Genomic DNA, 23,626 nt, shown 5'->3' with positions numbered 1-23,626 from the left:
CCTTCCGGCTCGTTCGGACAGCGGTGGTCAGTGGGTGCTCGCGCCCTCGGCGGACAGCTTCGGCATGCCGAGGGAGACCGGGCCGGGGACGGGCTGGTCCCGCTCGACGGCGAAGGAGATCGCCGGGTCGGGGGTTTCGGGGGCGTTGACGAAGGAGGTGAAGCGGGCCAGCTTCGCGGGGTCCTCCAGGACGCCGCGCCACTCGTCGTGGTAGTCGGCGACGTGCCGTTCCATGGCGGCGTCGAGTTCGGCGCAGATGCCGAGCGAGTCGTCCATGATGACGGCCCGCAGGTGGTCGAGGCCGCCCTCCAGGCTCTCCAGCCAGGCGGCGGTGCGCTGGAGGCGGTCGGCGGTGCGGATGTAGAACGTCAGGAAGCGGTCGATGGTGCGCACCAGCGTGGCGTGGTCGAGGTCGGAGGCGAGGAGTTCGGCATGCCGGGGGGTGAAGCCGCCGTTGCCGCCGACGTAGAGGTTCCAGCCCTGCTCCGTCGCGATGATGCCGAAGTCCTTGCTGCGGGCCTCCGCGCACTCCCGAGCGCAGCCGGAGACGCCCGCCTTCAGCTTGTGCGGGGCGCGCAGGCCCCGGTAGCGCAGCTCCAGTTCGATGGCGAGGCCGACCGAGTCCTGTACGCCGTAGCGGCACCAGGTGGAGCCCACGCAGGACTTCACCGTGCGGAGGGCCTTGCCGTAGGCGTGCCCCGACTCGAAGCCGGCGTCGGTGAGCCGGCGCCAGATGGCGGGGAGCTGTTCGAGGCGGGCGCCGAGCAGGTCGATGCGCTGACCGCCAGTGATCTTGGTGTAGAGGCCGAAGTCGCGGGCCACCTCGCCGAGCACGATGAGGCGGGCCGGAGTGATCTCGCCGCCGGGGACGCGGGGCACGACGGAGTACGTTCCGTTGCGCTGCATATTGGCCAGGTGGCGGTCGTTGGTGTCCTGGAGGCCGCCGCGTTCGCCGTCGAGGATGTGGGTGCCGCTGTCGCGCGAGGCGAGGATCGCGGCGACGGCGGGCTTGCACACGTCGCAGCCGCGCCCGCGCCCGTGCTCGGCCACCAGCTGCGAGAAAGTGGTGATGCCGGTGGCCGCGACGATCTCGAACAGCTCGGCCCGCGAGTGGTCGAAGTGCTCGCACAGCGCCTTGGACTGCTCGACGCCCGCCGCCTCCAGGATCTGCTTGAGCGCGGGTACGCACGAGCCGCAGCCGGTGCCGGCCTTGGTGCAGGACTTGAGCGCGGGAACGTCGGCGCAGCCCTGTCCGGTGATGGCCTCGGTCAGCGCGCCCTTGGTGACGGCGTGGCAGCTACAGATCTGCGCGCTGTCCGGCAGCCCGGCCACCCCTCCCCCGGCGGCCGTACCGCCCGCGGACTCGGGGGCGAGCAGCGTCGCCGGGTCGGTGGGCAGCGCGCTGCCCACCAGCGGCCTGAGCAGCGGGTAGGCGGACGCGTCGCCGACGAGGATGCCGCCGAGCAGCGTCTTGGCGTCGTCGGAGACGACGAGCTTGCCGTAGGTGGCGGCGACGGGGTCGTTGAGGACGACCTCCAGCGCGCCGGGCGTGGCGGCCAGCGCGTCGCCGAACGAGGCGACGTCCACACCTAGCAGCTTGAGCTGGGTGGAGGTGTCGGCGCCCGGGAAGTTGGCCGCGCCGCCGAGCAGCCGGTCGGCGACGGTCTCGGCCATCGCGTAGCCGGGTGCGACCAGGCCGAGGGTCCGGCCCTCGCTCTCCACGCAGGCGACCTCGCCGACGGCCCACACGTGCGGGTCCGTCACCGAGCGGCAGGCGTCGTCGACGGCCACGCCGCCGCGCTCCCCCACGCGCAGCCCGGCCTCGCGCGCCAGCTCGTCGGCGGGCCGCACGCCCGCGGCGAAGACGACGAGGTCGGTCTCCACCCGGGTGCCGTCGGCGAGTTCGACGGCGACGGCCGCGCCCGTCGCGGGGTCGGTCACCACGCGCTCGGTGGCGACGCCGGTGTGCACCCGTACGCCCAGGTCCTCGACCATGCGGCCGAGCAGCGCGCCGCCGCCTTCGTCGAGCTGGACGGCCATCAGGTGCGGCGCCAGCTCCACCACGTGCGGGGTCACGCCCAGCAGCCGCAGCGCGTTGGCGGCCTCCAGCCCCAGCAGCCCGCCGCCGACCACGACGCCGCGCCCGCTGGTGTTGGCGGCGGCGGCGGCGCGGAGGGCTTCGATGTCGTCCAGCGTGCGGTAGACGAGACAGCCGGGCGCGGTGCTGCCGGGCAGCGGCGGCACGAACGGCCGCGAGCCGGTGGCCAGCACGAGCGCGTCGTAGGGCAGGCGCGCGCCGGATGCCGTGGTCACGGTGCGCGCGTCCCGGTCCAGCGCGGTGGCCGGGTCGCCCAGCCGTACCTCGACGCGGTCCTCGTCGAGGCCGGACAGCCGCAGGGTCTCCTCGTCGGCGCCGTCGAAGCAGGTGGAGAGGGCGACGCGGTCGTAGGCGGGGCGGGACTCCTCGGCCAGCACGGTGATGTGCCAGTCGCCGTCCCCGTCACGGGAGGTGAGGGCCTCGACCAGCCGGTGCCCGACCATGCCGAGGCCGACGACGACGAGCCTGCGGGGGCCGGCGGCGGAGTCAGGAGTGGGAGTGGAGTGCACGGGGCTCACCTCGGGTGGGTCGGGGTCGGGGACGGGGACGACTGCGAAGGGTCTGTCTCGGCGAGCCAGGCCGCGAGTTTCTCGACGGTGGGGCGGCAGCTGCCGCAGCCGGTGGTGGCGCGGGTCGAGTCGGCCAGCTCGCGCGGTGAGCGCGCCCCGGCGTGCCAGGCGGAGCGCAGCGCTCCCTTGGTGACGCCGTTGCAGCGGCACACCAGCCCGTGGTCGGGCAGCGACTCGGGGCCGCCCGACACCTCGGGCGGCAGGGCCCGGCCCAGCATGAGGGCGAGCCGGTCGGAGGGGGCCGGGGCGCCCCGGTCGAAGAGCTGGACGAGCCCGGCGGCGGCGTCCGGCAGGCCGAGCAGGATGGCTCCGGTGACGCGGTCGCCGTGCAGGACGAGCTTGGCGTAGCGCTCTCTGGACGGGTCCTCCAGGCGCAGGACCTCGGGCGCGCGCTCCGCCTCCGGCCCGTCCTGGGTCGCGGATCCTCCTGGTGTCGAGGACCCGCCCGGGGCCGCGGATCCGCGCGGGTCCTGCGGGGCCGCCGGTCCGGGAAGCAGCGGGGCCGCCTCGTCGGAGACCGGCGCCGCCGCCTCGTGCGGCTCGGCGAACGGGTCGCCCAGACAGGCGAGTTCGATGCCTGCGGCCTTCAGCCGGGTCACCCTGGGGGTGCCGACGTAGCGCGCCTGCGGGTTGTCGCCGGTCAGCAGCGCCGCGAGCGTGGCGGCCTGCTCCCAGCCGGGCTGGACGAGCCCCGGGTCGGCGTCGGCGCAGTCGCCGAGCGCGTACACGTCGGGGTCGGAGGTGGTCAGCGCGTCATCGACGGCGATGCCCGCAGGGCCGACCGCCAGCCCGCACTCCTGCGCGAGCGCCGTGCGCGGCCGTGCGCCGGTGCTCAGCAGCAGCCCGGCGGCGGGTACGACGCTGCCGTCCGCGAGGTGCAGCCCCTCCTCGGGCACCCAGGCCGTCGCCGCGACGCCCAGCCGCTGGGCGATTCCCGTGCGGAGCAGCGAGCGCGCGAGCACCCGGCCCGCGGGCGCGTCCAGCTGGCGGTCCATGACGTGGGTCGCCTGATGTACGACGGTCACCCCGACGCCGCGCGCCACCAGGGCGCGGGCCGCCTCCAGGCCGAGGATGCCGCCGCCGAGGACGGCCATGGGCGCGCCCCGGGCACGGGCGCGGTGGGCGAGACGGCGCAGCCTGCGCGCGTCGGCGAGGGTGCGCAGCGCCGAGACGTCGCGGGCCGGGGCGCCGTCGTCCCGGCGCAGTCCGGGCAGCGGGGGGATGTTGGCGTGGGCGCCGGTGGCCAGCACGAGCCTGTCGTAGGGGAGTTGGTGCCCGTCCGCGGTGGTCACGGTGCGCTCCGCCCGGTCGACGCGCGTGACGGTGGTGCCCCCGCGCACCCCGCCGGGAGCCGCTTTCCGTGCTTCATCCGGTGCGAGGGGTTTTCCGCCTTCATCCGGTGCGAAGGAATTTCCGTCCTCATCCGGTGCGAGGTCCGCCTCGGTCAGGGACCCGGCTATCAGACCGGGCAGCAGCACCCGGTTGTAGCCGCCGGTCGGCTCGTCGCCCACGATCGTGAGCCGTACCCGTACGCCTCCCGGGTCACGGCGACGCACCTCCTGGGCCAGCCGGTGCCCGACCATCCCGTTGCCGACGACCACGACCTCCAGCGCCCGGCTCACGGGGACACCGCCCGCGGGTGGTCCGCGCCCCGGTCGTCCGCTCCCCGGTCCCCGGCTCCGGCGGGCTCCAGCCGTACGGCGCACAGCTTGAACTCGGGCATCCGGCTGACCGGGTCGAGCGCCGGGTTGGTGAGCGCGTTGGCCGTGCCCGTCCCCGCGTAGTGGAAGGGGAGGAAGACGGTGTCGGTGCGCAGCGTGGGGACGCAGCGGGTGCGGGCCAGCACGCTGCCGCGCCGCGAGACCACGCGCGCCTGGTCGCCGTCCGCGAGTCCGGCGCGGCGCGCCGTGTCGGGGTGCACCTCCACATAGGCGCCGGGCGCCGCAGCCGCCAGTTCGGGCACCCGGCGGGTCTGCGCGCCCGACTGGTAGTGCTGGAGCTCGCGCCCGGTCGTGGCGTAGAGCGGGTGTGCCGCGTCGGGGAGTTCGGCGGCCTCACGGTGCTCCACGGGCAGGAAGCGGGCCTTCCCCTCCGGGTGGGCGAAGCGGTCGAGGAAGAGGTGGGGGGTGCCGGAGCCGCGCTGCCCGCGCGGCGCCGGCCAGTGCACGGCCTCCCCCGCGTCCAGCGCCTCGGGGCGCACACCGGAGTAGTCGGCGGTGCCGCCCTCGGAGGCCCGCCGCAGCTCCTCGAAGACCTCGGCGTGGTCGACGGGGAACTCCGCGCCGCCTCGCCCGAGGCGCACCGCGAGCCCGTGGAGCACCTCCAGGTCCGTGCGGACCCCGGGCGGCGGCGCCTGGGCGCGGTGGCGCCGCAGCACCCGGCCCTCCAGGCTGGTCATCGTCCCCGACTCCTCGGCCCACATCGTCACGGGCAGGACCACATCGGCGAGTTCGGCGGTCTCCGAGCGCACGAAGTCGGCGACGACGAGCAGGTCGAGGGCGCGCAGCCGCTCCACGGCGCGGCGCGAACGGGGCGCGGAGACGGCCGGGTTGGAGCCCATCACCAGCAGCGCCGAGGGCCCGTCGGGGGTGCCGAGCGCGTCCAGCAGCTCCCACGCGCTGCGGCCGGGGCCTGGCAGCGACTCCTCGGGGACGTCCCACACACTGGCGATGTGGGCGCGCGCCGCGGGGTCGGAGATGTGCCGGTATCCGGGCAGCTGGTCGGCCTTCTGGCCGTGTTCCCTGCCGCCTTGCCCATTGCCCTGTCCCGTCAGGCACCCGTACCCGGAGCCGGGGGTGCCCGGCAGGCCCAGCGCGAGCGCGAGGTTGATCCAGGCGGCGACGGTGTCCACGCCCTTGCTGTGCTGTTCGGCGCCGCGCCCGGTGAGGATGTGGGCCCGGTGGGCACCGGCCAGCACGCCCACCGCCTTGCGCAGGTCGGCGGCGGCGACCCCGGTCAGCCGCTCGGTGCGCTCCGGCCACCACCGCGCGGCGCACCGGCGTGCCTCGTCCCACCCGGTGGTCCGCTCCCGCCGGTAGGCGACGCGCCCGGGGGCTTCCAGGTGACCGTCGACGAGCGCGACATGGAGCAGCCCCAGCGCGAGCGCCAGGTCGGTGCCGGGCGCGGGCTGGAGGTGCAGGCCGCCGCCGTCGAGCGCCGCCTGCGCGGTGGCGGTGCGGCGCGGGTCGACGACGATGAGCCGGGCGGGATCCAGGTGTCCCATCAGCGGCGGCATCGTCTCGGCCGGGTTGGCGCCCACGAGGACGACGGCCTCGGAGGCGTCCAGATCGGTGACGGGGAAGGGCAGTCCGCGGTCGAGCCCGAACGCCCTGTTCCCCGCGGCTGCCGCCGAGGACATGCAGAACCGTCCGTTGTAGTCGATCTGCGAGGTGCCCAGCGCGACGCGGGCGAACTTCCCCAGCGCGTACGCCTTCTCGTTGGTGAGCCCTCCGCTGCCGAAGACGGCGACGGCGTCCGGCCCCCGGCTGTCGCGCGCCCGCTCCATGCCCCGCGCCACCAGGTCGAGTGCCTCGTCCCAGCCCGCCTCGCGCAGCGCCCCCGACGCGTCCCGCACCAGCGGGGTGGTGAGCCGCTCGGGCGAGGTGAGCAGCGAGGCCGAGGTCCAGCCCTTCTGGCAGAGCCCGCCCGCGTTGGTGGGGAAGTCGCGCGGCGTGACGTCGAGCGTGCCCGGGGTGCCGCCCGGCGTGAGGGTCATGGCGCACTGGAGGGCGCAGTAGGGACAGTGTGTGGCGGTGCCTTCGCTCAAGGGGTCACGCTCCCGGACCGGCGGCGGAGGTTCCGGCCGGGTCCAGCCGGGTGTCGGCGTCCTGCCCGGTCCCGTCCCGGTCGGCCCCGGTACGCCCGGCCCCGCTCCGCGCCTCCGCTTCACGGTCGGCGGGTGTCCCCGCCACGGGACGTCGCAGATACACCCAGCACGTCACGGCCAGGCACAGCACGTAGAACGCCAGGAAGGCGGCGATCGCGGGCCCCGCGTCCCCCGCCGCCTGGTACGACTGCCGGAAGGCGAGGTTGATGCCGACGCCGCCCAGCGCGCCGACCGCGCCGGAGATCGCGATGACCGCGCCCGCGCGCCGCCGGCTCTCGGCCCGCGCCTCCTGCGGGTCCCGCCCGGCCTCCACGGCGCTCTCGGCCCGCGCCGCGTAGATGGCGGGGATCATCTTGTACGTCGAGCCGTTGCCGAGCCCCGTCAGCACGAACAGGGCGATGAAGGCGGCGACGAATCCGGCGAACGACCCCGCCGCCGAGGCGGCCAGCGCTCCCGCGCCGCACAGCGCCATCGCGGCGAACGCCCCCGCCGTCACCCGCGCCCCGCCCCACCGGTCGGCCAGCCGCCCGCCCAGCGGCCGGGCCAGCGAGCCCAGCAGGGGCCCCAGCACGGCCAGCACCGCGGCCTGCACGGGTGTGCGGCCGAAGTCGTTCTGGAGGACGAGGCCGAACGCGAAGCCGAAGCCGATGAACGAGCCGAACGTCCCCACGTACAGCAGGGAGACGATCCAGCAGTGCGGGTCGCGGACGGCGGCGCGGTAGGAGGAGTAGTCGGTGCGCGCGGTCGCGAGGTTGTCCATGTGCCGGTGCGCCAGCAGCGCGGCGAGCGCCAGCGCGGGAACGAGCAGCAGCGGCACTGCCTCCGGGTGCGCGGCCCCCACCGTGGCGAGGACGAGCAGCCCCAGGAGCTGCACCGAGGCGACGCCCAGGTTGCCGCCCCCGGCGTTGAGCCCGAGCGCCCAGCCCTTCTCCCTCTCGGGGAAGAAGTGGTTGATGTTGACCATGGACGAGGCGAAGTTGCCGCCTCCCAGCCCGGCCAGCGCCGCGCACCCCAGCAGCGCCCACAGCGGGGTCTCGGGGCGCCGCATCAGCACGGCGGCCAGCACGGTGGGCACCAGCAGGGCGACGGCGCTGCACACCGTCCAGGTGCGCCCGCCCACCCGTGTGACGGCGAACCCGTACGGCAGCCGCAGCACGGCCCCCACCAGCGAGACCACCGAGACGAGCAGGAACTTGTCGTCCGCCGACAGCGCGAAGCCGGTCTCCGGCGTCATGAACAACACCAGGACCGACCACAGGCTCCACACGGCGAAGCCGGTGTGCTCGGCGAAGACGGAGAGCCACAGGTTGCGCCGCGCCGTGCGCCGCCCTTCCCGGGCCCAGAAGCCGGGGTCCTCGGGCTCCCAGTGGTTGATCCACGGTGCCCTGCCGGTCCGCCGCTCCCGGCGGCTGGTCCATCCTGCTGTCACGTCGCGCCTCCTGGTGCTGTGGTGCGGTGTGCGGAGGGCTGACGCTACTGACCTGCCGTTTCCTTACCGTGTCGGTGCGTAACGCGCACGAAAGCTCTCGTTCACTTCGCCCCCTCGCGCGGTGTGAGGACTTCCGCGCGGGCCCGCAGAGCGGCCAGGCCGGCCGCGATGGCCGGCTGGGGATGGCTGCCCTTGCGCACGCAGGTCAGGACCCGCCGGAACGGGGGCGGAGTGCCCTGCACCGGCACCCGGACGACCTGCGGGTAGGCGGCCACCGACATCAGCCGCGGTACGAGGCACACGCCCAGCCCATGCCCGATCATGGAGAGCACAGCGGGCCACTCGTCGGAGTGGTGGACCCGGCGCGGGGCGAACCCGGCCGCCGCGCACAGGGCCTGGATCAGCCGGTCCTGGTCGTGGTGCGGGGAGATCCAGTCCTCGGTGGCCGCCGCCGCCAGATCGACGGGCTCCGGACCTGCCAGCGGATGGCCGACGGGTACGACGAGGTCCAGGAAGTCGTCCAGGAGCGGCTGTTGATCGAAGCGCGGATCGTCGGCGGGCGGGCTGTCGGGCAGCGGCGTGAGCACCGCGATGTCGGACTGGCCCGCCAGCAGCCGCTGATAGCTCTCATAGGTGTCGCTCTCGTGGATGAGGACCCGGACGGGCGGGTCGGCCTGCCGCAGGTCGCCGGCCGTGGGCACGAGGAGGGAGGCGACGCTGGTGGTGAAGCCCTCCATCCGCAGCGTCGGGTGGCGCCCGCCGCCGTGCGCGGCCAGGTCGGCGCGGGCCTGCTCCCACTGCGCGTGCAGGATGTCGGCGTGGCCGAGCAGCACCCGGCCCGCCGGGGTGAGCCGCAGGAGCCGCCCGTCCTGTCGCAGCAGTTCGGCGTCCACCTGCTGGGCGAGCTGGCGCAGTTGCTGGGAGACGGCCGAGGGCGACAGGTGCAAGGCGCGCGCCGCGGCCGTCACGGTGCCCTCGGAGTGCAGGACACGGAGCGTCTGGAGGAGCCGCAAGTCAATCATGCGGTAATTCAAAACGATTCCCTGCGGAAAGATGCGATGGACGTGCACGTCGGCTGCCGGTGACGCTGTCCGCATGGACAACCACCGCAGTGAGAACAGTGGCCGCTGTGCCGCGTGCGGCTGGCCGCTGCGCGACCCGTACACCGTCGTCTCCCGCCACCCCGTCACCGAGGGAGTCATCGTCTACACCCGCTGCGCCTGCGGAACCCTCCGCGGGTGGCTGGAGCGCGCCGGAGGTGGCGAGCGCCTGGTCGTCGGCGGTCGCAGCACCGTACGCGACGACGACCGCCCACGGCGGGCCCCTGATGACCTCCCGGACTGAGCCCGCCGGGTACCGGACCCGGCTCACGGCACCCGCTCCCCTGCTCGTCCTCGCGAGCGTCGTCAGCGTCCAGACGGGGCAGGCGCTGGGCAAAGGGCTGTTCGGCGCCGCCGGGGGGCCGCTCGCCACAGCGGCGCTGCGGCTGGGGCTGGCCGCGCTGGTGCTGCTGGCCCTGTGGCGGCCCCGGCTGCCGGACGACCGCTCCGGCGCGCTGCTCATCCTGGCGTTCGGCACGGCGATCGCCGGGATGAACCTCTCCTACCTCGCGATGGACCGCCTGCCGCTGGGCGTCGCGATGACCCTCCAGCTCTCGGGCCCGCTCACCGTTGCCCTGCTGATGTCCCGCCGGTGGACGGACGCGGCCTGGGGCGCCCTGGCAGCGGCCGGGATCACGCTGTTCGCCCTCCCGGGCGCGGGAGCGGGCGCGCTGTCGCCCGCCGGGGTGGCCTGGGCGGTGGCCTCGGCCGTGGCGATGGGCTCGTACCTGCTGCTGAGCCGGCGCACCGGGGCCCGGATGTCCGGCGGCGGCCCGCTGGCCCTCGCGGTGTGCTGGGCCGCGCTGCTGACGCTGCCCTTCGGGCTGGCCGAGGCAGGTCCCCGGGTGACGGAGCCCCGCGTGCTGGCGGCCGGGCTGGGGGTGGCGGTGCTGTCCGCCGTCGTCCCCTACTCCCTGGAACTGGCCGCGCTGCGCCGCCTTCCCGCCCGCGTCGTCGGGGTGCTCCAGAGCCTGGAGCCGGTCGCCGCGGCCTGCGCGGGGCTCGTGCTGCTCGGCGAGCGGCTGACGCCGCTCCAGTGGCTGGCGGTCTGCTGCGTCACCCTCGCGTCAGCGGGTGCGGTCAGGAGCGCGGTGTCGCGGCCTTCCGGGGCCGAGGCTCTGGTGGGATCGGAGAAATCGCCCACCGCCCGATGAGTTCCGGGTCCGGGGCGGGTCTGTACACACAGGCTTCGCACCCCTTCCGACGACCAGGAGGTCGCGCCATGCAGCAGCCGCAGAAGATCAAGACATTCCTCTGGTTCGACACCCAGGCCCAGGAGGCGGCGGAGTTCTACGTCTCCCTGTTCGACAACTCCAGGATCCTGGAGACGAGCCGCTACACGGAGACCGGCCCCGGCGAGACCGGCTCGGTGATGACCGTCTTGTTCGAGCTGGCGGGCCAGCAGTACGTCGCGCTCAACGGCGGCCCGGTGTTCTCCTTCACCGAGGCCATCTCGCTCCAGGTCGACTGCGACTCGCAGGAGGAGGTCGACTCCCTGTGGGAGAAGCTCACAGCGGACGGCGGCCAGGAGAACGACTGCGGATGGCTCAAGGACAAGTACGGGCTGTCCTGGCAGATCGTCCCCCGACGGCTCATGGAGCTGATCAGCGACCCGGACCGGGCCAAGGCCGCCGCCGTCATGGCGGCCATGCTCACGATGAAGAAGCTCGACCTCCCGGCCCTGGAGGCCGCGGCCAAGCAGTGAGCCCCACCCGGACGGCACCGCCCGCCGCGTCCGGCACCCCGGCCGCCTGCCCCGCGCACCGCATCACTGCGGAACGCGGGCAGGCGGGGCAGCCGGGGCACACAGGGCGCGCGGCAGGGGCCGCGCCGCCGTCACCGCTTGGTGCTGGCCGCGACCCACCGCTCCAGCGCGGCCAGCGCCGCCCCCGAGTCGAGGGACTCGGCCGCCCGCCGCATCCCGTCGCCGATCTGCTCGGTGAGCGGGGCGTCCGTCGGCGCGAGCGCCACGAAGGCAGCCGCGGAGTTGAGGAGCACCGCGTCCCGTACGGGCCCGTGTTCCCCCTCCAGCAGCCGGCGGGCCACATCGGCGTTGTACGCGGCGTCGGCGCCGCGCAGCGCCTCTACGGGCACCAGCTCGATCCCCACATCACGCGGGTCGAAGCTCTCCTCCCGCACGGCCCCATCGCGTACGACCCACACCGTCGAGGTGGCCGTGGTGGTCAGCTCGTCCAGGCCGTCGTCCCCGCGGAAGACGAGCGCGCTGCTGCCCCGCTCGGCGAGCACTCCCGCGAGGATCGGCGCCATCCGGGCGTCCGCGACGCCGGTCGCCTGCGCCCGCACCCGCGCGGGGTTGGTGAGCGGGCCGAGGAAGTTGAACGGGGTGGCGATCCCCAGCCCGGCCCGCGCGGCGGCGACATGGCGCAGCGACGGGTGGAACTTGATCGCGAAGCAGAAGGTGATCCCCGCCTCGGCCGCCACCTCGGCGACCCGCTGCGGCGTCAGCTCCAGGTTCACGCCCAGCTTCCCCAGGACGTCCGAAGCGCCGCTGGCGCTGGAGGAGGCCCGGTTGCCGTGCTTGACGACCTTCACGCCGGTGCCCGCGACGACGATCGAGGACATCGTCGAGATGTTGACCGTCTTGGCCATGTCCCCGCCGGTCCCGACGATGTCGACGGAGGGGCCGGGGATGTCCACGGTGAACGCGTGCTCGTACATCGCCCGCACCAGTCCGGAGATCTCCTGCACCGTCTCGCCCTTGGCGCGCAGGGCCACGGCGAAGCCCGCGATCTGCACGTCGGTGGCCTCGCCGCTCATGATCCGGTCCATCGCCCAGGCCGTGGCGTCCGCGCTCAGGTCCTCGCCCTTCACCAGCGCGCTCAGCACGTCCGGCCAGGTACGCGCCGCCATGGTGTCGCCTCCGGCGGGGGTAGCAGCGCTCATGGGAACCACTTCCTGGCAGTAGACCGATCGGGGTCTCGCCACCCTATCGACTTTCCCCGGAGCGGCCCCGTCACCGATACCGGCCGGACAACGCCGGAGGGGCCCGCGGGGAACAACCCCGCGAGCCCCTCCGGTTGTGGTGGCTTCAGCCAAGCGCAAGCGCCTCAGTGGTGGCCGTGGCCACTCTCGATCTCGCGGTACTCCTCCCGCGTGGGCTTGGGAATCTGCCCCGCCTCGCCGAAGTACCCCTTCGAGAGCCGGGCCCGCATCTTCTGGCCCCGCGAGAGCTTCCGCTCGACGCCGTTCTCGTCGGTCTCCGCCCCGATCTCGGCCGGCTTGTACTGCTCGTGCGCCGTGAGCGTGTGCAGCTGCTCCTGCGAGAGCGGCTCGTGGATCTCCACGAACTCACCGTGCGGCAGCCGCTTGATGGTGCCGCTCTCCCGCCCGTGCAGCACCTTGGCGTGGTCCCTGCGCTGAAGGCCGAGACAGATGCGCTTCGTGATGATGAAGACCACGACCGGTACGACGAAGAAGCCGATCCGGACGAACCATGAGATGGCGTTGAGCGACAAGTGGAAGTGGGTGGCCCACAGGTCGTTACCGCCGCCCACCAGGCACACGAAGTACCACGCGATCCAGGCCACACCGAACGCGGTACGCGTCGGCGCGTTCCGCGGCCGGTCCGCGATGTGGTGCTCGCGCTTGTCGCCGGTCACCCACGACTCGATGAACGGATAGACCGCGAGGGCACCCAGCACCACCGGCAGGAGCAGCAGCGGGATGAGTACGCCTATCACCAGCGTGTGACCCCACAGGTTGATCTCCCACCCCGGCATGACCCGGACCAGGCCCTCTGTGAAGCCCATGTACCAGTCGGGCTGCGCGTTCGTGGACACGTGGTCGGGCCGGTAGGGGCCCAGCACCCAGATCGGGTTGATCGTGAAGAGCGCCGAGATGGCCGCGATCACACCGAAGACCAGGAAGAAGAAGCCTCCGGCCTTGGCCATGTAGACCGGCAGCAGCGGCATGCCGACGACGTTCTTGTTGGTCCGTCCGGGGCCCGCGAACTGCGTGTGCTTGTGGTAGAAGACCAGGATCAGGTGCGCCACCAGCAAGCCCAGCATGATGCCGGGCAACAGCAGGATGTGGACCGAGTAGAACCGCGCCACGAAGTCGTGCCCGGGGAACTCCCCGCCGAACAGGAACATCGAGAGGTACGTGCCGACGATCGGCACGGACAGGATCGCGCCCTCCATGAAGCGGACGCCGGTGCCGGACAGCAGGTCGTCCGGGAGCGAGTAGCCGGTGAAGCCGGTGAACATGCCCAGCACGAACAGCAGGAAGCCGAACAGCCAGTTGACCTCGCGCGGCTTGCGGAAGGCGCCGGTGAAGAAGACGCGCATCATGTGCACGAACATCGCCGCGAGGAAGATCAGCGCCGCCCAGTGGTGGATCTGCCGTACGAGCAGACCGCCGCGCACGTCGAAGCTGATGTCCAGCGTCGAGGCGAACGCCTCGGACATCAGGACACCCTGCATCGGCACATAGGAACCGTGGTACTCCACCTCGTTCATCGACGGGTGGAAGAACAGCGTCAGATAGACGCCGGTCAGGATGATGATGATGAAGCTGTAGAGCGCGACCTCACCCAGCATGAAGGACCAGTGGTCCGGGAAGATCTTGCGCATGTTGGCCTTGGCCAGGCTGTAGATGCCCAGCCGTCCGTCGGCCCAGTCGGCGACCCGCTCACCCGCGGGTGCCTTCTTCTTGCCCTCGGCAGCCGCGCTGCCCCGGGTATCGGTTGCAGTACTCATCCGCGCTCCCAGAAGGCCGGACCGACGGGCTCCGCGAAGTCGCCCTGCGCTTCGAGGAAGCCGTCCTTGTTGACGCTGATCTTGAGCTGCGGCAGCCGGTGGCCGGCCGGACCGAAGAGCACCCGCGCACCGTCGGACAGATCGAACGTCGACTGATGGCAGGGGCAGAGCACATGGTGGGTCTGCTGCTCGTAGAGGCTGACCGGGCAGCCGACGTGCGTGCAGATCTTCGAGAAGGCGACGATCCCCTCGTGGGACCAGTCCAGCTCGCGCTTGTCCTTGATGTCCTTCGGCTCCAGCCGGACGATCATCAGGGCCGCCTTGGCGATCTCCTCCTGGAACTCCTCGTCGTGCACCTCCAGGCCCTCCGGCTTGGCGAAGGCCAGCGAGCCGACCGCGATGTCCTCGGGACGCAGCGGCTCGTTGGTGTTCTCGTTGACGAGCAGCTTGCCCTTCTTCCACAGCGTGTGCCGCAGCTTGTCCTCGGGCAGCGGGCCCAGGTCGCGCAGCAGGACGACGCCGGAGAGCGGCACCAGGGCCATGGCTCCGAACATCGTGTTGCGGATGAGCTTCCTGCGCCCGAAGGCCGACTCCTTCGCGCCCTGCTTGAAGTCCGCGAGGACCTTCTCGCGCACCTCCGGCTCGGCCGCGACGGCGTGCCGCTCGTCGACCATCTCCTCGTCGGACATCAGCGTGCGGGCCCAGTGGACCGCGCCGGCACCGATGCAGAAGAGGGCCACGCCGAGGGTGAGCCCCAGCGCGAGGTTCAGCGCGCTGATGTGCCCGAGCGGCCAGACATAAACGATCTTGTCGATCGGGAAGGCCACGAAGGAGGCGATGAAGGCCACCGTGGCCAGCATGGACAGCGTGAAGAGGAAGGCGACGGCACGCTCGGAGCGCTTGGCCGCCCGCTCGTCGATGTCCTGGATGCGGTGCTCATGGGGGGGCAGGCCGGGATCCGCGAACGGATCGTCCTTGACCGCTACCGCGCCATGGGCTTCTTCCTGCGCACTGGGCAGGTTCTCGTCTGACACGTTCTCGTGTGGTCCAGTCTGGCTACTCATGACTTCTTGGCCTTTGCGGTCCGCGCGGCGACCCAGACAGCGGTGGCGATCAGCGCGCCGAGACCGAAGACCCAGGCGAACAGGCCCTCACTGACGGGGCCGAAGCCACCGAGCTTGAACCCGCCGGGGCTCTCCGACTTGTCGCTGTTGACCTCCTTCACGTACGCGACGATGTCCCGCTTGTCCTTCTCGGGGAGCGCACCGTCGGTGAAGGAGGGCATGTTCTGGGGGCCGGTCTGCATGGCCTCGTAGATGTGCTTCTCATCGACGTCTGCCAGGTCCGGGGCGAACTTGCCGTGGGTGAGCGCGCCGCCCTCACCGGTGAAGTTGTGGCACTGCGAGCAGTTGTTGCGGAAGAGTTCACCGCCCTTGGCGACATCCGCCCCGCTCGGGTCGTACATCTTCTTGTTGGGCTGGCTCGGACCGGAGCCCAGTGAGGCGACGTACGCGGCGAGCTGGTTCGTCTCGTCCTGGTCGTAGATCTTCTTCTTCTTGGGCACCTGGGCGCCCGGCTGCTGGGCCGGCATGCGGCCGGTGCCGACCTGGAAGTCCACCGCCGCGGCTCCGACGCCGACCAGGCTCGGACCGTCACTGGTCCCCTGGCCGCCGGTTCCGTGGCAGCTGGAGCAGCCGGTGGCGTAGAGCTTCTTGCCCTCCTCGATGGCGAGGGACTGACTCGACTCCTGCTCGGCCTTGGCCTCACCCGCAGGAGCGAACGCGGTGTACAGCCCCCCGGTGGCCGCCAGCGCGAAGAGTAGAACGACGAGCGCCGCCAGCGGATGGCGCCGTCGTGCGGAGAGCTTTTTCACGGATTACCCCGGTGTCAGGATCTTCTGCGTCGATGCTGGGTCTGGACGTATGTCCGTGTGTCGCGGTACGGCGCCCGGCCGGGCCGCGGCCCGAACGGTTACCTGATCAGGTAGATCGTGGCGAAAAGGCCGATCCAGACGACATCGACGAAGTGCCAGTAGTAGGACACGACGATGGCAGCGGTGGCCTGGTGGTGCGTGAACCGCTTGGCCGCGTAGGTCCGCCCCAGGACGAACAGGAAGGCGATGAGCCCGCCCGTCACGTGCATCCCGTGGAACCCGGTGGTCAGGTAGAACACCGATCCGTACGGACTCGAGGAGAGCGACGTGCCCTCCTTCACCAGCTCCGTGTATTCGAAGACCTGGCCGCCGATAAAGATCGCACCCATGATGAAGGTGACGATGAACCACGCCCGGAGCTTCTTCACGTCCCCACGTTCGGCGGCGAACACGCCGAGCTGACACGTCAGGGAGGAAAGCACCAGGATCGTGGTGTTCGTCGCCGAGAAGGGAAGGTTCAGCGCCTCTGCGTGCTCCTTCCAGTAGTCGGCGCCCGTCACCGATCGCAGGGTGAAGTACATCGCGAAGAGGGCCGCGAAGAACATCAGCTCGGAACTCAGCCAAATGATGGTTCCGACACTGGTGAGGTTCGGCCGGTTGACCGACGGGTGCGCGTGCCCGGTTTCTACTGCTGTTGCTGTCGCCACGACCGACATTATGTCGGTCGCTTATCCCGGCCTCACTTCGGGGGGTCCCGTTCGGTGTGTCCGGCCCGTGCGCGCCGCCCTGTCCTGCTCATATGGCGCAGCATCGAGCCCGTGCGAAGCAGTGTTGACGGTGCGTCGGAAGGAGTAGCATCCCAGCGGCGCCACCTGTCTCCCCACGGTGACACCAGCGAACCACCCGATCCGAACGCGGAGGAACAATGCAGCCGACCGCCACGGTGCTGGTCTACAGCGACGACGCCAACACCCGCGAGCAGGTCCGGCTCGCAGCGGGCCGCAGGCCCGCGTCCGACGTGCCCTCGGTCGAGTACCTGGAGTGCGCCACCTTGCCCGCGGTCCTGGAGGCCCTCCAGGAGCGGCACATCGACGTGTGCGTGCTGGACGGCGAGACCGCTCCGGCCGGCGGCATGGGCGTGTGCCGGCAGATCAAGGACGAGATCTTCGAGTGCCCGCCCGTGCTGCTGCTGATCGGCCGCCCCCAGGACGCCTGGCTGGCGACCTGGAGCAGGGCCGAGGCCACGGTCTCGCACCCCGTGGACCCGGTGGCGCTGGCCGGAGCGCTGGCGGGCCTGCTGCGCGACGGCACCGAGGGCCGGCTGACCCCGGCCTGAGCCCCGCCGCCGGACGACGGCAGCCCCAGAAACACCGGGTCCGGGACGCGCGCGGCGTCCCGGACCCGTGCTGTGCGGAACTGCTCACTTTTCGCGGAGCCGCTCACACCTTCGAGTGCGGCTCACACCTGGGGCCGCAGCCGCGCGGCGTCGGCGGGGCCGCTGCCCTCGTGCTTGCCGGGGTCCACGGTGCTGCCCTTGCGCCACTGCTTCCAGCCCATGTTCCAGTCCCCGAAGCCGTTGCCGAAGGGCGCCATGCTCTCGCCCGCCGTGTTGACGTGCTGGACTATGTCGCCCTGGCGGACGTTGTCGAAGAACCAGCGCGCGTTTCCGCTGCTCATGCCGGTGCAGCCGTGGCTGGTGTTCGAGACGCCCTGGGAGCCGACCGACCAGGGGGCGCCGTGCACGTACTCGCCGCTGTTGGTGAGCCGGGTGGCCCAGTAGACCGGCAGGTCGTAGAAGTCGGAGGCGCCGATGCTGGCGCTCGTCATCCGTACGAATGACTCCTTGGCGAGGATCACCTTGATGCCGTTGCGGGTCTCGTAGCCCGCCTTGCCCGTGGTGATCGGCATGGAGTGGACGGTCCTGCCGTTCTTCTTGACGTTCATCACCAGCGACGAGGCGTCGGCTATCGCCTCTATCCTGTCGCCCGTCTTCATCCGAACGGGTGCGGCAGAGCCGCCGTAGAGCCCCTTGCGCACCTTCAGCCCCTTGAGCGCAGAGGTGAGCGTGATGGAGGCGTGCGCGGGCCAGTAGGAGCGGGGGCGGAAGTGCAGCTCCTTGCTGTCCACCCAGTGCCAGGAGCCCTCCACGTGAGGCCTGGACTTGACCCGCAGTGCGCGCTCGATGATCTCGCGCTGTTTCGGGTTCTTGACGCGGCGGCTGAGTTCCGCCGTGAGGGGCTGCCCGACGCCATAGGTGCCGTTGTCCGGGCCCAGTTTGACGTCGAGGTGCTTGCCCTGGGGCTTGGTCTCGAAGTGCAGCGTGCGGCGCCCTGGGGCGCCTTCGTCGTTCTCGGTGCTGACCTGGAGGTCGTAGCGCACGCCGGCGGCCAGCGGGCCGGTGCTGCGCCAGTGCTTGCTGTCGGCCGACAGGTCGCCGGGCAGTACACGCCCGGCCGCGTCGGTGGCGAACACGTCGGTGATCTTGTCCGCGCCGCCCTCGGCGGTGACATCGAGCGGCTTTTCGGGGTCGACGTCGTGGCTGTCGGCACCGGCACTGACGGCCACGGCGTCCGTGGCGTCGTAGGGAGAGGAGGCGAGCGGGTCCGAGCTGGTGCTGCCGCTGGTGCCGCAGGCGGCGAGCCCCACGGTCAGGGGCGCCAGCAGCATGGCGCAGCTCTTCACCAGCCGGCGCCTGTTCCGTCCGGCGGGGGATATGGAGGTGCTGGGGATCCCGGGGGTCAGGGCCCCGGGAATCGGGGAATCCGGCCTGTTACTCATGGGCCCAAAATATGAATAATCGTCAACTCGGGCCTGCTGAGTACATACAAATGGGTCGACCCCCCGGAGTGTCGGGGGGTCGACCCTTGCTTTTTCGCCGCCGAGGTGCCTACTGGGTGCGGTTCTCCCCGTGGTAGTACTCGAAGACCCAGCCGAAGAGGCCGATCAGCAGCAGCGGCGCCGAAACGTACACGAGCCACCAGCCCAGGGCCACGCCCAGGAAGGCGAAGGCGCCACCCAGGCCCAGCAGCAGCGGCTGCCAGCTGTGGGGGCTGAAGAAGCCCAGCTCACCGGCGTCGTCCGCGACGTCTGCCTGCTTGTTGTCCTGCGCCCCGGTGTCCACCCGGCGCGCGGTGAACGCCAGGTAGTAGCCGATCATCACCGAGAGGCCGAAGGCCAGGAAGAGACCCGTGGTGCCCACGGGCTCCTTCGACCACAGGCCGTAGATGATGGCCACCGCCAGGAGGAACAGCGCCAGCCCAAGGAACATCTTGCCCTGGATCTTCACTTCCCGGCCTCCTTGCTGCCGGCCAGCGCCTTCTCGTCCGAGTCCACGTTCTCGATCTGGTCGAGGGCGGAGATCTCAGGGTGATGCAGCTCGAAGGCGGGGGATTCGGAGCGGATACGCGGCAGCGTGAGGAAGTTGTGCCGCGGCGGCGGGCAGCTGGTCGCCCATTCGAGTGAGCGGCCGTAGCCCCACGGGTCGTCGACCTCGACCTTCTTGCCGTACTTGTGCGTCTTCCAGACGTTGTAGAAGAACGGCAGCATCGACAGGCCGAGCAGGAACGAGCTGATCGTGGAGACGGTGTTCAGCGCGGTGAAGCCGTCGGCCGCCAGGTAGTCGGCGTACCGGCGCGGCATGCCCTCGGCGCCCAGCCAGTGCTGGACGAGGAAGGTGCCGTGGAAGCCGACGAACAGGGTCCAGAAGGTGATCTTCCCGAGCCGTTCGTCCAGCATCTTGCCCGTGAACTTCGGCCACCAGAAGTGGAATCCGGCGAACATCGCGAAGACCACGGTGCCGAAGACGACGTAGTGGAAGTGCGCGACGACGAAGTACGAGTCCGAGACGTGGAAGTCCATCGGCGGCGAGGCCAGGATGACGCCGGTCAGACCGCCGAACAGGAAGGTGATCAGGAAGCCGACGGTCCACAGCATCGGTGTCTCGAAGGACAACGATCCCTTCCACATGGTGCCGATCCAGTTGAAGAACTTCACACCGGTCGGCACCGCGATCAAGAAGGTCATGAACGAGAAGAACGGCAAGAGCACGCCGCCTGTGACGTACATGTGGTGCGCCCAGACCGTCACCGAGAGACCGGCGATGGAAACGGTGGCGGCGATCAGTCCGATGTAGCCGAACATCGGCTTGCGGCTGAAGACCGGAATGACTTCGGAGACGATGCCGAAGAACGGCAGCGCGATGATGTACACCTCTGGATGGCCGAAGAACCAGAAGAGGTGTTGCCACAGCAACGCTCCTCCGTTTCCGGCGTCGAAGACATGCGCCCCGAATTTTCGGTCCGCCTCCAAGGCGAACAGCGCGGCGGCCAGGACCGGGAAGGCCAGCAGCACCAGCACACCGGTGAGCAGCACGTTCCAGGTGAAGATCGGCATCCGGAACATCGTCATGCCCGGAGCGCGCATGCAGATGATCGTGGTGATGAAGTTGACCGAACCGAGGATCGTGCCGAAGCCGGAGAGGGCCAGACCCATGATCCACATGTCGGCGCCGACGCCGGGCGACCTGACCGCGTCCGAGAGCGGCGAGTAGGCGAACCAGCCGAAGTCGGCGGCGCCCTGCGGGGTGATGAAGCCGCCGACGGCGATGATCGAGCCGAAGAGGTAGAGCCAGTACGCGAACATGTTCAGCCGCGGGAAGGCCACATCGGGAGAACCGATCTGGAGCGGCATGATCCAGTTCGCGAAGCCGTTGAACAGCGGAGTGGCGAACATCAGCAGCATGATCGTGCCATGCATGGTGAACGCCTGGTTGAACTGTTCGTTCGACAGGAGCTGCATACCCGGACGGGCCAGCTCGGCGCGCATGAAGAGCGCCATGACGCCGCCGATGATGAAGAACACGAACGACGTGATCAGGTACAGGCTGCCGATGACCTTGTGGTCCGTCGTCGTCAGCCACGAGACGACGACGTTTCCGGGGCTCTTACGGCGTACCGGCGGTGCTGCCTCTGCCGTGGCTGTGGCGGCACCCTGGGGTTCGTTGAGGATGCTCACGGGTTATTCGTCTCCGCATTCTTGGCGTCGCCGATACTGGCGGTACCCGCCGGGATGTATCCGGTCTGGCCCTTCTTCGCCAGAGCCTCCAGGTGCTTTTGGTAGCGCTCCGGGGAGACGACCTTCACGTTGAAGAGCATCCGGGAGTGGTCGACGCCGCACAGCTCGGCACACTTGCCCATGAAGGTGCCCTCCTTGTTGGGGGTCACCTCGAAGCGGTTGACATGGCCCGGGATGACGTCCTGCTTCATGAGGAACGGCACGACCCAGAAGGAGTGGATGACGTCGCGGGAGGTCAGGATGAACTGGACCTTCTCGCCCTTGGGCAGCCACAGCGTCGGACCCGGGTTGTTGTTCTGCGGGTTCCGCTCAGCGGGGGTGCCTGCGTCGTAGACGCCCTCGGCGCCCTTGGGGAAGCCCTTGGCCATCCGGTCCGGGATGGCCTTCAGCTCCTTGTCCAGGGCATGGTCGGTGTTGACGTCCGTCTTGGCGTCGCCGTCCACGTCCTCGACGTAGTTGAAGCCCCAGCTCCACTGGTAGCCGACGACGTTGACCACGTGCGTGGGCTTCTTCGATGTCGCCAGAAGCTTGGTCTCATCGCGCGCGGTGAAGTAGAAGAGCACCGCCACGATGATGATCGGGACCACCGTGTACAGCGCCTCGATGGGCATGTTGTACCGGGTCTGCGGAGGGATCTCGACCTTGGACCGCGTCCGCCGGTGGAAGATGACGCTCCACAGGATCAGGCCCCACACCAGCACGCCCACGGCGAGCGCAGCCGCCCAGGAGCCCTGCCACAGGGAGAGGATCCGCGGAGCCTCGTCCGTTACCGGGGTGGGCATTCCGAGGCGGGGGAAGTCCTTTGATGTGCAACCGGTCGCGGTCGCCAGGACCAGGCCCGCGGCCAGCGCCTGCTGCAGCTTCCGCCGCATCGGGCGCCGCGACGAGCGGTCGGAGCCGTTGGGACTCACGTAGCGCCTTCCCGAGAGTCTCGGCCCGCGTCGGTCGGGCGCGGCCCTCTGAGTGGTCGGGCGCCGGCCCATGCGCGGGCAGGGGTTTGATGTTTATGCGGACCAAACCCTAGCCGACGCCATTTGGGGTCGCGCGGGGAGGGGGCGTAACGCGCCGCGTCCCACCCCAATGGGGTGGAATGCCGCCTCGGCACCGGACTTCTGACGCTTCGGAGGCTGTCCGCCAGCGCCTCGGCGGACGTCTTCGAAGCCCGGAAAGCCCACCTGTAAAGGTAGCGTGCGGGAGTGTCCTCATTCGATGCCGCTTCTTCTCTGCCGCTCCATCCCGTCGCCCGTCAGGCGCTGCTGGCCGCGCTGGACGAGGGGTGGGCCGATCCCGCGCGACCCCACCGCGAGGGCAGGCGGGCGCGCATGCTGCTGGACGCGGCGCGCGAGAGCGCGGCCGAGATGCTCGACTGCCGTCCCGACGAGCTGTCCTTCGCCGCCTCGGGTACGCACGCGCTCCACACCGGCATCGCCGGGGCACTCGCCGGGCGGCACAGGGTGGGGCGCGGACTGGTCGTCTCCGCGGTCGAACACTCTGCCGTACTGCACGCCGCCGAGGCCCACGAGCGGGCCGGCGGCTCGGTGCGCGAGGTGACCGTCGACCGTACGGGGCGCGTGGACGCACAGGAGTACCAGGAGGCGCTCGGCAAGGAAAGTGCGCTGGCCTGTCTCCAGTCCGCGAACCACGAGGTGGGGACCGTACAGCCGGTCGAGGAGACCGCCGCCGTCTGCGCCGAGGCGGGGGTGCCGCTGCTGGTGGACGCCGCGCAGTCGCTGCCCTGGGGCCCGGCGCCCGACGGCTGGTCGCTGCTGACCGCGAGCGCCCACAAGTGGGGCGGGCCCGCGGGGGTGGGGCTGCTCGCGATCCGCAAGGGGGTGCGCTTCGCGGCGCCCGGACCGGCAGACGAGCGCGAGACCGGGCGGGCCTCCGGCTTCGAGAACATCCCCGCGATCGTCGCCGCCGCGGCCTCGCTGCGCGCCGTACGAGCCGAGGCGGAGACCGAGGGGGCGCGGCTGCGGGCCATGATCGACCGGATCAGGGCGCGGGTGCCCGCGCTGGTGCCGGACACGGAGGTCGTCGGCGATCCGGTGCTGCGGCTGCCGCACCTGGTGACGTTCTCCTGTCTCTACGCCGATGGAGAGGCACTGCTGCACGCGCTGGACGTGGCGGGCTTCTCGGTCTCCTCCGGCTCCTCGTGCACCTCCAGCACCCTGACCCCCAGCCATGTGCTGCGGGCGATGGGAGTGCTGTCGGAGGGGAACGTGCGGGTCTCCCTGCCGCCGGGGACGGCGGAGTCCGACGTGGAGGGGTTCCTTTCGGCGCTGCCCGGGGTGGTGCAAGGGGTGCGGGCCCAGCTGGGAGCCGCACCCTCCCCTTCCCCTTCTTCCGCTTCCCCTTCTTCCGCCGAGCCGTCCGCGCCGGATGCGGCATCCACCCCCGACACGGCGTCCGCCACGGATGCCGCGTCCACCCCCGATGCCGCGTCCGCCCCGGATGCCGACCCCACCCCGGACGTCGGCGCGCTTACCGTCGATGCCCTGGGCAAGCGGTGCCCGGTACCGGTGATCGAGCTGGCCAAGGTGATCGAGCAGGTGCCGCCCGGAGGCGTGGTGACGGTGCTCGCCGACGACGAGGCGGCGAAGCTGGACATTCCGGCCTGGTGCGGGATGACGGGGCACGTGCTGGTCGAAGCCACCGGCACCACGTTCCGGGTACGCCGGGTCGAAGCGGCGAGCTAGTGTCCCTCCCGGCGAGCTTTGCCCCGTCGCGCCGCCCGGCACGCACTCCCCCAAGCTCTCCGAGCAGGGGGTGCCCCCAGCGGCGTTGGCCAAAAGCCCTGGTAGCTCCTTCCCCAGGCTCTCAACTTCTCCCCCGGCCTTCGGCCGGGAGGTGCCCCCAGAGCAGGGGAGACCCCGATCAAGGACTTCCGGCCGCCTTGCGATCGCACGCTCCCCCACGCTCGGCCCCGCTCGCGCGGGCGGT

Annotated in this window: 19 protein-coding genes; 5 read left to right on the top strand and 14 right to left on the bottom strand. The window is 71.2% G+C overall.

Features of this window, described 5'->3' with window-relative positions; all coding sequences use genetic code 11:
• Nucleotides 1-27 precede the first annotated feature (27 nt).
• From nirB to OHB04_RS30735, 5 genes are all read right to left on the bottom strand, one after another.
• Nucleotides 28-2,541, bottom strand: a complete 2,514-nt coding sequence (gene nirB, locus OHB04_RS30755) for a nitrite reductase large subunit NirB (RefSeq protein ID WP_442815114.1) — start codon at nt 2,539-2,541, stop codon at nt 28-30.
• A 71-nt stretch (nt 2,542-2,612) separates the two neighbouring features.
• Complete coding sequence (locus tag OHB04_RS30750) at nt 2,613-4,289, bottom strand: FAD-dependent oxidoreductase (RefSeq protein ID WP_326808738.1); 1,677 nt, start codon at nt 4,287-4,289, stop codon at nt 2,613-2,615.
• Entirely contained in the window at nt 4,286-6,433 is a 2,148-nt protein-coding gene (locus OHB04_RS30745) for a molybdopterin oxidoreductase family protein (RefSeq protein ID WP_405803250.1), read from the bottom strand. Before OHB04_RS30745 ends, OHB04_RS30750 begins: the two co-directional genes overlap by 4 nt.
• 4 nt (nt 6,434-6,437) lie before the next feature.
• Nucleotides 6,438-7,922 carry an MFS transporter gene (locus OHB04_RS30740; RefSeq protein ID WP_326808737.1) on the bottom strand — a complete coding sequence of 495 codons (1,485 nt, stop codon included), beginning with the start codon at nt 7,920-7,922 and terminating at the stop codon, nt 6,438-6,440.
• Between the two features lie 101 nt (nt 7,923-8,023).
• Entirely contained in the window at nt 8,024-8,944 is a 921-nt protein-coding gene (locus tag OHB04_RS30735) for a LysR family transcriptional regulator (RefSeq protein ID WP_326690892.1), read from the bottom strand.
• A gap of 73 nt (nt 8,945-9,017) precedes the next feature.
• Here OHB04_RS30735 and OHB04_RS30730 point away from each other — a divergent pair, with 73 nt between their 5' ends.
• The 3 genes from OHB04_RS30730 to OHB04_RS30720 all read left to right on the top strand — a co-directional run bounded on the left by OHB04_RS30730 (nt 9,018) and on the right by OHB04_RS30720 (nt 10,727).
• Nucleotides 9,018-9,266: a hypothetical protein gene (locus tag OHB04_RS30730; RefSeq protein ID WP_326808736.1), complete on the top strand. Its 249-nt coding sequence runs from the start codon at nt 9,018-9,020 to the stop codon at nt 9,264-9,266.
• The gene (locus tag OHB04_RS30725) at nt 9,250-10,176 is read left to right on the top strand and encodes an EamA family transporter (protein ID WP_326808735.1); all 927 of its coding nucleotides are present in this window, start codon (nt 9,250-9,252) and stop codon (nt 10,174-10,176) included. The genes OHB04_RS30730 and OHB04_RS30725 overlap by 17 nt, the downstream gene beginning before the upstream one ends.
• A 68-nt stretch (nt 10,177-10,244) precedes the next feature.
• Entirely contained in the window at nt 10,245-10,727 is a 483-nt protein-coding gene (locus OHB04_RS30720; protein WP_326690889.1) for a VOC family protein, read from the top strand.
• A 131-nt stretch (nt 10,728-10,858) separates the two neighbouring features.
• Here the strand turns inward: OHB04_RS30720 and trpD are convergent, their stop codons facing one another.
• The 5 genes from trpD to ctaE form a co-directional block, all read right to left on the bottom strand.
• Nucleotides 10,859-11,926 carry an anthranilate phosphoribosyltransferase gene (trpD, locus tag OHB04_RS30715; protein WP_326690888.1) on the bottom strand — a complete coding sequence of 356 codons (1,068 nt, stop codon included), beginning with the start codon at nt 11,924-11,926 and terminating at the stop codon, nt 10,859-10,861.
• Between the two features lie 164 nt (nt 11,927-12,090).
• Nucleotides 12,091-13,740, bottom strand: a complete 1,650-nt coding sequence (gene qcrB, locus OHB04_RS30710; RefSeq protein WP_326690887.1) for a cytochrome bc1 complex cytochrome b subunit — start codon at nt 13,738-13,740, stop codon at nt 12,091-12,093.
• Nucleotides 13,737-14,804 (bottom strand): cytochrome bc1 complex Rieske iron-sulfur subunit, encoded by a 1,068-nt coding sequence (gene qcrA / locus OHB04_RS30705; RefSeq protein WP_326690886.1) that lies wholly within the window; start codon nt 14,802-14,804, stop codon nt 13,737-13,739. Before qcrA ends, qcrB begins: the two co-directional genes overlap by 4 nt.
• Complete coding sequence (gene qcrC, locus OHB04_RS30700; protein ID WP_326690885.1) at nt 14,801-15,613, bottom strand: cytochrome bc1 complex diheme cytochrome c subunit; 813 nt, start codon at nt 15,611-15,613, stop codon at nt 14,801-14,803. Before qcrC ends, qcrA begins: the two co-directional genes overlap by 4 nt.
• Before the next feature lie 98 nt (nt 15,614-15,711).
• Nucleotides 15,712-16,329: an aa3-type cytochrome oxidase subunit III gene (gene ctaE, locus OHB04_RS30695; RefSeq protein ID WP_326690884.1), complete on the bottom strand. Its 618-nt coding sequence runs from the start codon at nt 16,327-16,329 to the stop codon at nt 15,712-15,714.
• A 209-nt stretch (nt 16,330-16,538) separates the two neighbouring features.
• On the opposite strand from ctaE, the gene OHB04_RS30690 reads away from it, so the two are divergent.
• Complete coding sequence (locus tag OHB04_RS30690) at nt 16,539-16,949, top strand: hypothetical protein (RefSeq protein ID WP_326690883.1); 411 nt, start codon at nt 16,539-16,541, stop codon at nt 16,947-16,949.
• A 122-nt stretch (nt 16,950-17,071) separates the two neighbouring features.
• Here the strand turns inward: OHB04_RS30690 and OHB04_RS30685 are convergent, their stop codons facing one another.
• From OHB04_RS30685 to ctaC, 4 genes are all read right to left on the bottom strand, one after another.
• Nucleotides 17,072-18,391, bottom strand: a complete 1,320-nt coding sequence (locus OHB04_RS30685; protein WP_326808734.1) for an Ig-like domain-containing protein — start codon at nt 18,389-18,391, stop codon at nt 17,072-17,074.
• A 109-nt stretch (nt 18,392-18,500) separates the two neighbouring features.
• Nucleotides 18,501-18,899: a cytochrome c oxidase subunit 4 gene (locus OHB04_RS30680; RefSeq protein ID WP_326690881.1), complete on the bottom strand. Its 399-nt coding sequence runs from the start codon at nt 18,897-18,899 to the stop codon at nt 18,501-18,503.
• Entirely contained in the window at nt 18,896-20,626 is a 1,731-nt protein-coding gene (gene ctaD / locus OHB04_RS30675; RefSeq protein ID WP_326690880.1) for an aa3-type cytochrome oxidase subunit I, read from the bottom strand. The genes OHB04_RS30680 and ctaD overlap by 4 nt, the downstream gene beginning before the upstream one ends.
• The gene (gene ctaC / locus OHB04_RS30670; protein WP_326690879.1) at nt 20,623-21,597 is read right to left on the bottom strand and encodes an aa3-type cytochrome oxidase subunit II; all 975 of its coding nucleotides are present in this window, start codon (nt 21,595-21,597) and stop codon (nt 20,623-20,625) included. Before ctaC ends, ctaD begins: the two co-directional genes overlap by 4 nt.
• A gap of 285 nt (nt 21,598-21,882) precedes the next feature.
• Between ctaC and OHB04_RS30665 the strand changes: the two genes are divergently transcribed.
• On the top strand, nt 21,883-23,382 hold the full coding sequence (locus OHB04_RS30665; RefSeq protein WP_326808733.1) for a cysteine desulfurase/sulfurtransferase TusA family protein: 1,500 nt from the start codon (nt 21,883-21,885) through the stop codon (nt 23,380-23,382).
• Nucleotides 23,383-23,626: the final 244 nt, after the last annotated feature.

It is taken from the genome of Streptomyces sp. NBC_01775 (genome assembly GCF_035917675.1).
In the GTDB taxonomy this organism is placed as follows: Bacteria; Actinomycetota; Actinomycetes; order Streptomycetales; family Streptomycetaceae; genus Streptomyces.
Note: the sequence above shows the minus strand (reverse complement) of the source record. Positions and strands in the feature narration are given on the sequence as shown.